At 42.2% G+C, this 13,391-nt stretch carries 13 protein-coding genes; 9 read left to right on the top strand and 4 right to left on the bottom strand.

Annotation, left to right across the window (positions count from 1 at the left end; all coding sequences use genetic code 11):
- The first annotated feature begins 1 nt into the window (after nucleotide 1).
- The 7 genes from LV83_RS03225 (at nucleotide 2) to LV83_RS03255 (ending at nucleotide 6,572) form a co-directional block, all read left to right on the top strand.
- Nucleotides 2-547, top strand: a complete 546-nt coding sequence (locus LV83_RS03225; protein WP_158530489.1) for a CvpA family protein — start codon at nucleotides 2-4, stop codon at nucleotides 545-547.
- A complete protein-coding gene (locus LV83_RS03230; RefSeq protein ID WP_111610067.1) occupies nucleotides 531-1,103 on the top strand; it encodes an anthranilate synthase component II in 573 nt (190 codons plus the stop codon). Before LV83_RS03225 ends, LV83_RS03230 begins: the two co-directional genes overlap by 17 nt.
- A 277-nt stretch (nucleotides 1,104-1,380) precedes the next feature.
- Nucleotides 1,381-2,115 (top strand): RluA family pseudouridine synthase, encoded by a 735-nt coding sequence (locus tag LV83_RS03235; protein WP_111610068.1) that lies wholly within the window; start codon nucleotides 1,381-1,383, stop codon nucleotides 2,113-2,115.
- Nucleotides 2,116-2,166: 51 nt separating this feature from the next.
- A complete protein-coding gene (locus LV83_RS03240) occupies nucleotides 2,167-2,667 on the top strand; it encodes a phosphoglycerate mutase family protein (RefSeq protein ID WP_111610069.1) in 501 nt (166 codons plus the stop codon).
- Between the two features lie 88 nt (nucleotides 2,668-2,755).
- Nucleotides 2,756-4,318 (top strand): glycerol-3-phosphate dehydrogenase/oxidase, encoded by a 1,563-nt coding sequence (locus LV83_RS03245; RefSeq protein WP_111610070.1) that lies wholly within the window; start codon nucleotides 2,756-2,758, stop codon nucleotides 4,316-4,318.
- A gap of 20 nt (nucleotides 4,319-4,338) precedes the next feature.
- The gene (gene glpK, locus LV83_RS03250) at nucleotides 4,339-5,838 is read left to right on the top strand and encodes a glycerol kinase GlpK (protein WP_111610071.1); all 1,500 of its coding nucleotides are present in this window, start codon (nucleotides 4,339-4,341) and stop codon (nucleotides 5,836-5,838) included.
- Complete coding sequence (locus LV83_RS03255) at nucleotides 5,838-6,572, top strand: MIP/aquaporin family protein (protein ID WP_111610072.1); 735 nt, start codon at nucleotides 5,838-5,840, stop codon at nucleotides 6,570-6,572. Before glpK ends, LV83_RS03255 begins: the two co-directional genes overlap by 1 nt.
- A gap of 182 nt (nucleotides 6,573-6,754) precedes the next feature.
- On the opposite strand, the gene LV83_RS03260 is transcribed toward LV83_RS03255, so the two are convergent.
- Nucleotides 6,755-7,897 (bottom strand): acyl-CoA dehydrogenase family protein, encoded by a 1,143-nt coding sequence (locus LV83_RS03260; protein ID WP_111610073.1) that lies wholly within the window; start codon nucleotides 7,895-7,897, stop codon nucleotides 6,755-6,757.
- A 239-nt stretch (nucleotides 7,898-8,136) separates the two neighbouring features.
- Here LV83_RS03260 and LV83_RS03265 point away from each other — a divergent pair, with 239 nt between their 5' ends.
- Both LV83_RS03265 and LV83_RS03270 read left to right on the top strand, forming a co-directional pair.
- Entirely contained in the window at nucleotides 8,137-10,086 is a 1,950-nt protein-coding gene (locus LV83_RS03265) for a tetratricopeptide repeat-containing sensor histidine kinase (RefSeq protein WP_111610074.1), read from the top strand.
- A gap of 98 nt (nucleotides 10,087-10,184) precedes the next feature.
- Nucleotides 10,185-10,469, top strand: coding sequence for a hypothetical protein (locus tag LV83_RS03270; RefSeq protein WP_111610075.1), 285 nt, complete (start codon nucleotides 10,185-10,187; stop codon nucleotides 10,467-10,469).
- A gap of 6 nt (nucleotides 10,470-10,475) precedes the next feature.
- On the opposite strand, the gene LV83_RS03275 is transcribed toward LV83_RS03270, so the two are convergent.
- The 3 genes from LV83_RS03275 to LV83_RS03285 form a co-directional block, all read right to left on the bottom strand.
- Nucleotides 10,476-11,294 carry an inositol oxygenase family protein gene (locus tag LV83_RS03275; RefSeq protein ID WP_111610076.1) on the bottom strand — a complete coding sequence of 273 codons (819 nt, stop codon included), beginning with the start codon at nucleotides 11,292-11,294 and terminating at the stop codon, nucleotides 10,476-10,478.
- 4 nt (nucleotides 11,295-11,298) lie between these two features.
- Nucleotides 11,299-12,903, bottom strand: coding sequence for a solute:sodium symporter family transporter (locus LV83_RS03280; protein WP_111610077.1), 1,605 nt, complete (start codon nucleotides 12,901-12,903; stop codon nucleotides 11,299-11,301).
- Nucleotides 12,904-13,054: 151 nt separating this feature from the next.
- The coding region (locus LV83_RS03285) for a transposase (RefSeq protein ID WP_146613679.1) at nucleotides 13,055-13,391 on the bottom strand (337 nt) is incomplete at its 5' end.

The raw sequence follows: 13,391 nt of genomic DNA on the forward strand, positions 1-13,391 counted from the left end.
GTTGAGCACGGTAGACATCATCATCGTAGTACTTCTTGGTCTAGGAGCCTATGAAGGATACCGTAAAGGTTTCCTTCTTGGGGTTCTAGGCCTTTTTGGTTTTGTGATAGCCATTGTTTTAGGCATTTATTTTATGTCCCCTATGAATGACTGGCTGGCGGCGAATGTCACAGAATTCAATCTTGGGTTTCCAATTTTTGGTTTTATAGTCGTTTTCAGCCTTACACTTTTATTTATAAAAATAGCTGGTTGGATACTGAAGCAAGTAATGGATATGGTGCTTCTCGGGCCATTAGATTCTATTGTTGGGGCGGTATTTGGTGTGGTAAAAGCAGGGTTTTTTATCAGTTTATTCTTCTGGCAAGCCAGTCTTTTCAAACTGGAGATGCCTAAGAAATGGACGAAAGATTCCGAAATGCTTTATTTCATCGAGCCGATTGCACCCGCAATTGTTGCTGCTATCGAGCCATTTTTCCCGAGTATGGAAGAAAGCTTGAAGAAGCTTGAAGAGGTAGTGGAAGATATCAAAGATGCTACTACTGATTGATAATTTTGATTCCTTCAGCCATATGTTGGCTGATCTGCTGAGACAAACGGGAGAGGAATTACTAGTGCTACGCAATGATGTCTCGCTGGAGGAAATCAAAAAGCAGGATTTTGATGGCTTGGTTTTATCTCCAGGTCCAGGTATTCCTGAGTATGCCGGAAATCTCAATAAGATCTTCGCAGAATATCACGATAAAGTCCCCATTTTGGGAGTTTGCTTAGGGCATCAAGCTATTGGAGAATTTTTTGGAGCCACGCTGAAAAAGAATGCTGTTCCTACTCATGGGAAAGTGCACCAAGTCAGAAAGACTAAAGCACATCCATTCACTGAGAGAATACCTGAAGCTTTTAAAGTAACTCGATATCATTCCTTGCAATTAGCCAATTTACCTGAATCCCTTGAGGTGCTTTTGGAGACTGAGTCTGGGGAAGTGATGGGGATAGCCCATAAAAATCTTCCAATTCTTGGGATTCAATATCACCCAGAAGCCTATTTGACAGAGTATGGTTTGGAACTGGTGAAAAGCTGGGTTGAGCTACGAAAAGTTGAAAGTTAAGAGAGTACATCTTGCATGACCCTTCAAGGGTTAATAGTTAGATTATTAAACACTGCTATTTGGTATAAGGCCAAACAAAAGCGGATCCTTGAAGGGTTTGGGATATCCTTTGCCAAGCTCTAAAAAATCCATTATTCAACTCCTCCGAAATTCTTACCTTTGCGATAAGTTTTGAAATCGAGCAATATTCTGACCTGACAGAGTGAATTGCTTAAATGCGCTGCGAGATTCCTCCCGATAGCTGTCGGGATGGCCTTTGAAAAACAATTAAATACAGATGAAAAAGAAGCCATTCACAGTTGTCTATGAAGACAACCACTTGTTGATAGTAAATAAAGCTGCCGGCATACTCGTGCAGGGAGATAAGACTGGGGATAAAACCTTGACGGACTACCTCAAAGATTACATTGCCAAGAAATACGACAAACCTGGAGCTGTTTTTCTTCACCCCATTCACCGATTGGATCGCCCGGTAAGTGGATTAGTTGCTTTTGCACGAACTTCAAAAGGGCTGGAGCGCATGATGGAGATTTTCCGAAAGCGAGAGATTCACAAAGTTTACTGGGCTTTGGTGAAAAGAAAGCCGAGAGAGGAAAGTGGGAAACTAACGCACTACTTGGTAAAAGATGAGCAGAAAAATGTAGTGACGGCTCATGATCGTGAGGTTCCGGGATCTCAAAAAGCTGAGTTGAATTACAAGACCTTGGGCTTTATGAATGATCACTGGCTGATCGAAGTCCGCCCTGTTTCAGGTCGTCCACACCAGATTCGTGTGCAACTTGCATCTATGGGTTGTCCGATTAGAGGTGACATCAAATATGGCTTTGCGAAGCCAAATCCAGATGCGAGCATCAACCTACATGCATTCAATTTGGTTTTCGTTCATCCGATCAAAAAGGAAAAGCTGTATTTACGAGCAGCAGTGCCAGAGGAGGAATTTTGGGAGCAATTCTTGGAATTTGAAACCATAAAAACGAAAGACCAACACTTAGATAATTCATTTAGCGGATAAATACTTAACCTTCGAGATTTCATTAATCTCGAAGGTTTTTTACTTTTAGATATGAAACAAATCCTATTTGTCCTCGCTTTTGCATTTTTAATAGCTTCCTGTGCCAGTAAGCAAGAACCAAAAACCATTTACATCGTCCGTCATGCTGAAAAGCAATTGACAGGAAATGATCCTGAGCTATCTGTAGCCGGAGCTGCCAGAGCAGGCAAGCTCGCTCAGATTTTATCAGATAAGAATATTACACATGTTTTTAGCACAGACTATAAAAGGACTAAGATGACTGCTACCAAAACTGCCAATGAAGCTGGGGTTCAGATTGAAACCTATGAGCCCAAAAACCACGATGTGCTTGTTGAGCAAATAAGGAATATTGAGGGTAATGTATTAGTCGTTGGGCACAGTAATACTGTAGGGCAAATTGCTAATTATTTTGTTGGGGATGGAGTAAAATATGAGGATTTGAATGACTCAGAATATAATTTTATTTACGTTGTCAAAATAGGCAAAGACGGTAATTCTTCCGTCGCGAGAAAAACGTATAAGGATTTTTAAATTGTCTCGGCGATAGTGATTCTATCGTCCATCCAGACTACTCTTTTCCGATTTTTTACCTACCTTAAAATCCTATATTTTAATCTCTATGAATCGCCCAGAAAACCTCAGTCAGCTAAAAGATGAAACTAAAATTTGGGACATTGCCGTAATCGGCGGTGGATCCTCTGGCCTCGGAGTGGCATTAGATGCGATTTCAAGAGGACTTTCAGTGGTTCTTTTCGAAAAATCTGACTTTGCCAAAGGTACTTCCAGTAGAAGTACCAAACTGGTTCATGGAGGAGTGAGATACCTTGCTCAAGGTGATGTAGCCTTGGTATTTGAAGCACTCAAAGAGCGCGGAAAGCTTTTGAAAAACGCGCCTCATTTAGCTCATGATCAGCCATTCATTATTCCTATTTATACTTGGAAAGATCGCATGATGTACAGCGTCGGGCTGAAAGTGTACGACTGGATGTCGGGTAGATTAAGCCTTGGTAAGTCTGAGTTCATATCGGTAGAAGAAACCCTCAAACGTCTTCCTGGATTGAAGCCTGATGGACTTTATGGAGGGGTAGTCTATCATGACGGACAGTTTGACGATGCAAGACTCGCACTGAACATTGCCCAGTCAGCTGATGAGGCAGGTACATGCATATTGAATTACGTCGGCGTGAACAGTTTAGTGAAAAATGAAGCAGGGAAGATTACTGGCTTGCATGTTTCTGATAAACTCACTAAAGAAAAATATTTGGTTAATGCCAAAATGGTGGTGAACGCTACTGGGGTTTTTGCAGATAAGATTTTACAAATGGATAATCCTGAAGCTGACAGAATGATTCAGCCCAGTCAGGGAATTCATGTGGTGTTAGATTTAGATTTCTTGGGTGGAAAAGACGCCTTGATGATTCCGGAAACAAGAGATGGGAGAGTGCTTTTCGCTGTTCCGTGGCATGGCAAGCTTGTGGTGGGTACTACTGATACACTTCGTGAGAAGGCGAAATTGGAACCAGAAGCTCTGAAAAAGGAAATAGATTTTGTGCTTGAGACGGCTGCTGGCTACTTAGCTAAAGTGCCTACTAGGGCAGATGTGAGATCTGTCTTCGCAGGACTTAGACCACTTGCCAGACCCAAGGAAGGAAGCACCAAAACCAAAGAGATTTCGCGCTCACACAAAGTGATTTTATCCGGATCTGGCTTGGTCACCTTGACGGGAGGAAAGTGGACTACATTCAGAAAAATGGGTGAGGATACTGTGGAATATTTCACCAAAGTCACAGGTGAAAAGTTGAGGGCCAGTAAATCTCTGGATATGAAAATTCACGGTGCTACCAACTATGTTCCGGCCGGGCACTGGGGGATTTACGGTTTTGATGCCAAACCTATTCAAGATCTTATCAAGGCTAACAAAGCTTGGGAGTCGAAATTGCATCCTGACTTCCCGAATATAGAAGCTGAGGTAATCTGGTCTGTACGTGAAGAAATGGCGGTGAAAGTTGAAGATATTTTAGCAAGAAGAATCCGAATGTTATTCTTGGATGCCCAAGCTGCTATTGATACAGCTCCAAAAGTTGCAAAACTGATGGCCGATGAAATGGGCAAAGATGAGGAGTGGATAGAGACCGAACTGGCTAACTTTAACAGGACAGCTTCGAAATATTTGATTAAATAATAACCCACAAATAACCCAAAATGAGTCAAAATAAAACTTATATAATGGCTCTAGACCAAGGTACCACGAGTTCTAGAGCTATTCTTTTTGATAAAAAGGGCAAGATTCTTTCCGTCGCTCAAAAAGATTTCAAGCAATATTTTCCCAAAGCAGGTTGGGTAGAGCATGACCCCGAAGAAATCTGGACTTCACAGTCATCAGTGATGATAGAGTCTCTGGTCAACAAAAAAATCAAAGCAAATCAGGTAGCGGCTATTGGTATCACCAATCAACGGGAAACAACCATAGTCTGGGACAGGAAAACAGGAAAAGCGATCTACAAGGCAATCGTTTGGCAAGATCGCAGAACAGCAAACTACTGCAATGAGCTGAAGGATAAGGGGCATTCTGAAATGGTAGTTTCCAAGACAGGACTCATCATTGATGCCTACTTTTCTGCTACTAAAATTAAATGGATTCTGGATAATGTGGATGGCGCCAGACAAAGAGCTGAAGCAGGAGAACTCGCATTTGGGACAGTTGATTCCTGGCTGATTTGGAACTTGACTTCCGGTAAAACGCATATCACAGACATCACAAATGCCAGCCGCACCATGCTTTTCAATATCCATTCTCAGCAATGGGATCAAGAGTTATTGGATTTGTTTGAAATCCCAACATCTCTTTTGCCGGAAGTGAAATCTTGTAGCGAAGTGTATTGTGAGACTGCTGGGGATGTGCTGAGTGTCAAAATCCCAATCGCTGGAATTGCTGGAGATCAGCAGGCAGCACTTTTCGGACAACTTTGTACTGAGCCAGGAATGGCTAAAACCACTTATGGCACCGGTTGCTTTTTGGTCATGAATACCGGGAAGGAAGCTGTCAGGTCAAAAAATCAATTGCTAACAACAATAGCGTGGAAGATTGGTGATGAGATCAATTATGCCTTAGAAGGATCAGTTTTTATTGGCGGAGCGGCTATTCAATGGCTAAGGGATGGTTTGGAGCTTTTCAAGCATGCCCGCGAAAGCGAGCGATTAGCAGAAAGTATAGAAGGAAATGACGGCGTATATTTTGTGCCGGCTCTTTCAGGCTTGGGAGCGCCTCATTGGGATCAAGATGCGCGTGGAGCGTTTTTCGGAATCACCCGGGGTACGACCAAAGCACACATGGCAAGGGCAGCTTTGGAAGCAATCGCTTACCAAGTTTATGATGTGCTAAAAGCCATGGAAAAAGACAGTGGTAAACCAACTCAGGAACTTCGTGTGGATGGTGGTGCTACTGCAAATAGTTTTTTGATGCAGTTTCAAGCAGATTTGCTCGATTGTGAAATTAAGAGACCTGAAATTATCGAAACTACGGCGATTGGAGCAGCATTTCTAGCTGGATTGGCCGTAGGCTTCTGGAAGGATCAGGAAGAGATAAATTCACTTTGGAATGCAGATAAAAGTTTTGGGCCACGCATGGCTAGGTCAGAACAAGAGAAATTGTTACATTTTTGGCACAAAGCGGTAGAACGCTCTAAAAACTGGGTTGAATAATGAATGTATATCTAGCAGAATTAATAGGAACAGGTCTGTTGCTATTGTTAGGTTCAGGAGTCGTAGCGAACATGCTTCTGCCAAAAACCAAAGGAAACGGTGGAGGAATCATGGAAATCAGTACGGCTTGGGCTTTGGCTGTATTTGTTGGTGTAGTAGTCGCTGGTCCTTACAGCGGAGCACATCTAAATCCTGCGGTAACGATTGGGCTGGCATTGACGGGTCAGTTTGAATGGGCGATGGCTCCAGGGTATATTCTTGCTCAGGTACTAGGAGCAATGATTGGAGTAGGAATAGCTTGGCTGGTCTATAAAGATCACTACGACGCTACAGATGATGTTGGTTTAAAAGCTGCACCATTTGGAACTTCACCAGCGATCAGAAATCTTCCTTTAAATTTCTTTTCAGAGTTAATGGGGACTTTTGTCTTGATTTTGGTGATTCTCTATAACGATGGAGTGGAGATTGGAGATAGCAATAAAACACCTATAGGAATGGGTTCGCTCGGAGCAATCCCGGTAGCATTTCTGGTTTGGGTAATTGGTTTAGGTCTAGGAGGAACCACGGGTTATGCGATCAATCCAGCCCGTGATTTCGGACCAAGACTGATGCACTCAATTTTACCGATTAAAGGCAAAGGAAGTTCGGATTGGGGATATGCTTGGGTTCCTGTGTTAGGGCCAATTGTTGGAGCGGCATTGGCAGCGGGACTGTATTTGGTTGCCGGGGCATAAATTCATGCTATCGAAACTCTTTTAATAGCAGAAATGTAAGTTTAGTGATCGTAATCACCGATTATACGTATATTTGGTGATTACGATCACTGAATATACGTGAAACCCAAAAGCCTGAAATCTCAGCAGATCTCAGGCTTTATTGGTTTTTTTCTACCTCCAGCTTCCAGCTTCCAATCTTCCTACTTCAATATCTCTCTCGCAATCACCATCTTTTGAATTTCCGATGTGCCTTCGCCAATGGTACAAAGCTTAGAATCACGATAGAATTTTTCGACTGGATAATCCTTAGTAAATCCATACCCACCAAAGATCTGAACTGCATCGTTAGAAACCGATACAGCCACTTCAGAAGAGTAGTATTTTGCTTGAGCTCCAGCCAGAGTCACTTTTTCGCCACGGTTCTTGAGATCTGCAGCTTTAAATATCAATAGACTGGAGGCTTCGACTTGAGTTGCCATATCAGCAAGCTTGAAAGAAATCCCTTGGAACGAGCTGATAGGCTTATTAAACTGATGTCTTTCTTTGGAATATTGTATAGATGCTTCCAAAGCTCCTTCAGCGATTCCTTGGCCTAGTGCTGCAATGGAAATTCTACCGCCATCTAAGATTTTCATGGATTGGATAAAACCGTCTCCAACTTCGCCTAGCACCTGACTTTCATGGACAATGCAATCATCAAAAAGCATCTCGGCAGTTTCCGAAGCTCGCATACCCAGCTTGTCTTCTTTTCTTCCTCCTTTGAATCCCGGGGTTCCTCGCTCTACGATAAAAGCAGTCATACCATGAGAATCACCTATTTCACCTGTTCTTGCAATCACGACAGCCACATCGCCGGATACGCCATGTGTGATGAAGTTTTTCGCTCCATTGATGACCCAAGTATCTCCTTCTTTTTTGGCGACAGTGCGCATATTACCTGCATCGGAGCCTGTATTTGGCTCAGTCAATCCCCAGGCTCCCAGCCATTCGCAGGTCGCGAGTTTAGGTAGGTATTTTTTCTTTTGCTCCTCATTACCAAACATCATGATATGTCCTGAGCAAAGGGAATTGTGCGCTGCCATAGAAAGTCCTACAGAAGGGTCAAGCTTAGAAAGCTCTACGATCGCTGTGACGTATTCCATATAGCCAAATCCTGACCCTCCATATTCTGTAGGGATCAAAACCCCCATCAGACCGAGTTCGCCTAATTTTTTGAAAAGTTCCTTTGGGAAGTATGATCTGTCATCCCAGTCCTTGCGATAAGGAGTGATCTCTTTGGCGCCAAAATCACGAATCATCTCTGCGATCATTCGTTGATTTTCATTTTGGTTGAAATCTAGCATTTCTCTATTATTTGGGTTTATTTTCTAAAATAAGAACCCTAAGATTCAGAAATAGTTTGGATTCAACAAATCGTTGTGATCCATAGCATATTCGCATTTTAACTCTTTCTCAATCAAATAAATAAGTATTCTGAAAATTGATATGGATATTCTGGAATTCTAAATAATCTTTGCCAACAGATAATTGCTTCTTGCTAGAGCAAGGTTTTTTCATTTATTTCCCAACAAATCAATTGTTTATGCATTCTTTTTACCGATTCTTAGGGATTTGTTTATTCGTCTTATCTACACAAGATCTTTCTGCACAGACCACTTCCGAACTACTTGATAGTCTTAAAACCGAACTTTCTAAAGCCAAAACGGCTAATGATCGCTCCTTGATTCTTTCAGAATTGACATGGTATTACGTGCCAGTTTCACAGGATACAGCTATACTTTTTGGAAAAGAAAATATCGAAGTCGCGAAATCTCTCGACAACCCGGTCATGCTAGCGCAGGCGTACAGCGATCTTGGGTATGCCAATATGGAAAAGGGTGAGCTGATAGAAGCAAGAAAGAATTACCAACAAGCTTTGGAACTACGCTATGAGACTGGTGATTCGACCAAGATTTATGGTACGATCACTAATTTAGGATCGGTCTATCAGCGGGATTTTCAGTCTGACTCAGCGATGGTAAACTACCTGAAAGCCCTCAGTTTTTTTGAGCGCTCCGGGAATGACCGAAATGCTGATTTTATAAGGAACAACATTGGAGTGATATACCTCGAGATGCGGAATTACCCAAAGGCTTTGGAAATACTGCTGGAGGTAGCTGCATACCGAAAGGCACAGAACGATGACTACAATTTGGCCCATACCTTGATGAACATTGGGAACGTCAATAAGAATCTTAAAGAATTCGAAAATGCAGAAAAGAACTATTTGGACGCCCTGCAGATTTTTCAAGCAGAAGGGGGTAGCGATTACTATACTGCCACAACATTTAACAACCTAGCAACACTTTACAATGCGCTAGGCAAAAGCGAGCTAGCTATTTCAAATGCTGAGAAAGGTCTTCTCCTCGCCGAAAAGGTTGGTGCAGATTACGACTATGCATTGATCGAGTCTAATCTCGCTATTTCTTACAGTGACCTGAAGGAATACCCGAAATCCAAAGCGTACTTTTTAAGAGCCATATCTCATTTCAAGGAGCAAAATGCAGAAAATGACCTAGCAACAATGTACTTATTGATGTCTCCGGTCTATGCTGCGTTGGGTATGCCTGATAGCTCGGCATACTACACCAAAGCCTATTCTGAATTGAATAAGAAGTTGACTGAGCAGGAAATCCAACAACTCACTTCTGACTTGGAGGCGCGGTACCAATCTGAGCAAAAGGATGCTGCTATTTCCCGTCAACAGCTGGAGCTTCGAAATAAGAATTTTCAGTTGTACGGCTCACTCGTTCTAGCTGCAGTTTTAGGCTTAGTTGGATATCTGCTTTACAGTCAGCAAAAGTTGAAAAATAATCAGCTGAAACAAGAAAGTAAATTGAAAGTGGCTTTGGGACAAATCGAAACCCAGAATAAACTTCAAGAGCAGCGGATGCTCATCTCCAGAGACCTTCATGATAATATCGGAGCACAACTCACTTTTATCATTTCTGCGATAGAAAATCTCAAGTATTTTGATCCTATCAAAGAGACTCTTACCCATCGCTACGATTCCATCGCGGATTTTACCAGGCAAACTATCACTGAGCTTCGGGATACCATCTGGGCGATGAACTCTGGTCAGATTACACTAGAACAGCTTTCAGCTAGAATTTCAGATTACTTGGAGCGGGCGGGGATTTCTACTCAAGGGATTACTTATGATTTTGATGTGGATAAACAGCTCGATCCTAATTTTCACTTGGTCTCATCAGAAGGAATTCAGATTTACCGCATTGTACAAGAGGCTATACAAAACGCACTTAAATACGCCTATCCGAGTATAATACAAGTAAGTGTCTTGTCTGATATACAAGGTATTCAGTTCATCATAAAAGACGATGGTACTGGTTTTGAAGAGTCGAAGATCAAGGCTGGAAATGGTTTATATAATATGCGTAAACGTGCGGAGGAACTTGGAGGGACCTTGGAAATTCAGTCCGAAGCAGGTAAAGGAACCGCTGTAAAACTTACTCTTCCAAACAAATTGGCTTAATCAAAGGAAGGCCTTCGAGCCTTAAATAGTCCATTTGCCGTATTCCCTCAGTATCTCCAATTGACTAGTTTTGGAGTGCTTCTACTGTTTATCTGTTAATGTTCCTATCCATTTTTGAAGACAATGTACTAGGCATCTTGGTGCTATTAGTTTTGGGCAGTATCGCACTGCTTCATTACCTGCTTTTTAAGGAATATACTATGCAGGACAAGCTTCAAAATAAGCGGTTAGAAGAAATGGAAGGATTGGTTCAACATGAGATCCGGCGCTCTCAAGGCCTGAGCAATCAAGTAGGTGAGCTAACACAAATCAAAGAAAAAACGCAAGAACAGCTTGACTTAATTAAGCTTCAGGTGGAGGCAATTGATAAGAAGTCGGGATAATAAAGATTACCAATTAATCGGTCCTTTACCCAGATACTTCTCAGCAATAGGCAGGTAATAATCCTTTACATCTTCCAGATCATAAATCTTTGGAGATTTGGTGTACAAATCATACTGATTGAAATCCAGTATCCATTCCTTATACTTCGCATCCTGAGGGGCTTCAAACTGAGCATAACTTCCGCCATTGTGCCAAGGATAAAACGAATGATAGCGTACCATAACCATTCCCGCTTCAGGAATTGTGTTTGTTGGATGATTTTTCAATACCTGATAAAAGTACTCATCGTGTCCCCAAGCAAGCTCCAGATTATCCAAGCCACAACCTCTTTCATAAATTCCTAATTCCGTATTGTAGCGAGGATCTTTCATGTCAGGATTTAGCGCATTGAACTCAGGGTAAACGCAGGTATCAGGCAATTTTGCCCCTACGACAAACACGTCACCTACTAATCCCCATTGCTCGTCTTGGCTTGTGCCGTCCTCATCAGATCCGAATAAATACATCACTTTTCCCAAGTCATGGATCAAACCAACCAGCTGCATCCAGTCCGGGCGATTATCCGTCCGAAGTGCTTCTGCAGATTGAATCAAATGCTGCACATTTGGCAAGTCTAGATCAGGATCACTCACATCGATCAGCGCATTGAGTTTTTCCATGGCATCCCAAAGGTTCATCGGCTTATCAAACTTCAGATATTTTGCCTTCATCCGCTGCACATAATCGTAAGTCTGATACAAGCGCATTTTTCTGTAATGCTCCTTCACAGCAGCCTTGATGTCTACCTTGTTATAATTTCTGAATTCCTTTTCTGTAGTTTCCATAGCCTTAAGCGATTGTCCCTAAAATTACATAAATAATTACTGTGATTGCAATCAAAATCCATCCCAGAGTCGTGGCATATTTCCAAGGAACTATGCTCAATTTGCCTGAATCCACCATCACAAACGGAGTTTTCATAGGGAATTGGGCAGAGACCAAATGCATCACCAGTAGGTTGAGAACAAACTCGATTCCCCAGATATGAACGAAATGGATATTGACTTGAAGTATCAAATCCATCAAAATGTAGAATCCTAGCCCGAATACCAATCCTGCTTTGGCTCCCGCGGCTGATACTTTGGGGAAAAAGAAACCAGCGATAATGACCGTAGCCATTGGGATAAAGAAGATGCCATTCAGCTGTTGCAAAAGCTGATAAAGTCCCTCTGGAGCATTAGCCACGAAGGGAGCCACAAGAATAGAAACTATGGCCAAAACAGCCGAAACCCACTTTCCAATACGGACGAGTTGCCCTTCTTGAGCAGATTTTTTGATGTAAACTTTAAAAATATCCAGACTGAAAATAGTTGCAGCACTGTTCAGCGCACTGTTAAATGTGCTCAAAATCGCGCCCATAATTACGGCTACAAAGAAACCGGTCATCCAAGGCGGAAGCACACGTTTCACAAGTTCGGGATAGACACTATCCTGTGAATCGAAAAGTGTATCACCAAAATAATAGAAGCCAATAATCCCCGGTAAAACAATCACCAATGGAATCAGGATTTTCAAAATCCCTGTGAACAACAGTCCTTTCTGTGCTTCCTTCAAACTCACCGCTCCAAGCGCACGCTGCACGATGGACTGATGCATGGTCCAAAAGTAGAGTTGGTTGATGATCAATCCAGTAAAAAGCACTTCGAAAGGAAGGATGGAGTCTCTGGATCCAGGACCAATTGAAGGTTCCTTGCTGATCACATTGAATTTCTCAGGAGCATTGTTGAATACCTTTACTAAGCCGTCAATTACATTTCCATCTCCTATATCCCAAAGCGCAAAGACCGGAACGAGAAGTCCTGCGATTAGCAAACCAAAACCATTGATGGTATCGGTGTAAGCGACCATTTTCAAGCCTCCGAAAATCGCATACACCGCCCCGATGACGCCTACGACTACTACCGTGAGCCAGATTCCTTCAGACTGAGTTACACCCAATGTTTCTGAAATCCCGAAAATCGATTCAATATTGATTGCACCAGTATAAAGTACGATTGGGAGTAACGTGACTACGAATGATATGATAAGTAGAAGAGAAATCAGCGCTTGCGTCATTTTATCGTACCTTTTTTCTAAAAACTCAGGAATGGTAGTCAAGCCCATTCTCAGGTATTTTGGAATAAAATACAGCGCGCCAATTACCAACGCGATGGCTGAGGTGACTTCCCATGCTATGATAATCGCGCCGTTTTTATAGGCAGATCCATTCATCCCCACCAAGTGCTCGGTGGAAATATTGGTGAGCAACATAGAGCCTGCGATGACGACTCCGGTCAGACTGCGACCGCCTAGGAAATATCCGTCCTGGGTTGCGAGGTTTTGTTTGCGCAGCATCCAGGTAGAGTAGATCGCCACGAAGCCTGTGAAGGCAAGGAAACTAAAAAGTGTGAGCACTGAGTTAGGGTTTGGGTGGGTTTATTGATTGTATTGTTGGAAAATAGGGAATTCAGATGGATGGGGCAATTTTCTACTTCAAATGATACCTATCCTTCAAATATTTTTTCATTAATTTCCCGAACAAGTTTAGTTGGATTGATTTTTATGATTATCCGCAATCATACCAGTATGGATAAATTGAAGCAATGATGAGTCTGTCAAAGAGTTTTTGACCGAAGTATCTTCTGTTGAGCTTGTAACAAAACTCATCTAGGTAGTTCTGCATCATTCTTTCGCTGATCATATGATATGTCTGCAGGTGTTTCTTTAAGTTACTAATGGCAATATGAACCCATTTGAGGTTAAAATTGCCTTCTTTGGTTCCAGAGATTTCTCTGACATGAACATCAATACAATTACTCAGGTCTGAGAAGGTGGTGCTCTTATCTGTTTGAAGTACAGCGTTTGAATCAATGTAATCTTTGATTAAATGCTGTGCCGTTTTC

The organism is Algoriphagus yeomjeoni (genome assembly GCF_003259505.1).
GTDB classification, from domain to species: Bacteria; Bacteroidota; Bacteroidia; order Cytophagales; family Cyclobacteriaceae; genus Algoriphagus; species Algoriphagus yeomjeoni.

What these genes read in the sequence shown, in the direction of transcription:
- LV83_RS03230 (WP_111610067.1), top strand. Translation starts at nt 531, where the DNA reads ATGCTACTACTGATTGATAATTTTGATTCCTTCAGCCATATGTTGGCT.
- LV83_RS03255 (WP_111610072.1), top strand. Translation starts at nt 5,838, where the DNA reads ATGAATGTATATCTAGCAGAATTAATAGGAACAGGTCTGTTGCTATTG.
- glpK (WP_111610071.1), top strand. Translation starts at nt 4,339, where the DNA reads ATGAGTCAAAATAAAACTTATATAATGGCTCTAGACCAAGGTACCACG.
- LV83_RS03240 (WP_111610069.1), top strand. Translation starts at nt 2,167, where the DNA reads ATGAAACAAATCCTATTTGTCCTCGCTTTTGCATTTTTAATAGCTTCC.
- LV83_RS03275 (WP_111610076.1), bottom strand. Translation starts at nt 11,294, where the DNA reads ATGGAAACTACAGAAAAGGAATTCAGAAATTATAACAAGGTAGACATC.
- LV83_RS03265 (WP_111610074.1), top strand. Translation starts at nt 8,137, where the DNA reads ATGCATTCTTTTTACCGATTCTTAGGGATTTGTTTATTCGTCTTATCT.
- LV83_RS03245 (WP_111610070.1), top strand. Translation starts at nt 2,756, where the DNA reads ATGAATCGCCCAGAAAACCTCAGTCAGCTAAAAGATGAAACTAAAATT.
- LV83_RS03270 (WP_111610075.1), top strand. Translation starts at nt 10,185, where the DNA reads ATGTTCCTATCCATTTTTGAAGACAATGTACTAGGCATCTTGGTGCTA.
- LV83_RS03260 (WP_111610073.1), bottom strand. Translation starts at nt 7,897, where the DNA reads ATGCTAGATTTCAACCAAAATGAAAATCAACGAATGATCGCAGAGATG.
- LV83_RS03235 (WP_111610068.1), top strand. Translation starts at nt 1,381, where the DNA reads ATGAAAAAGAAGCCATTCACAGTTGTCTATGAAGACAACCACTTGTTG.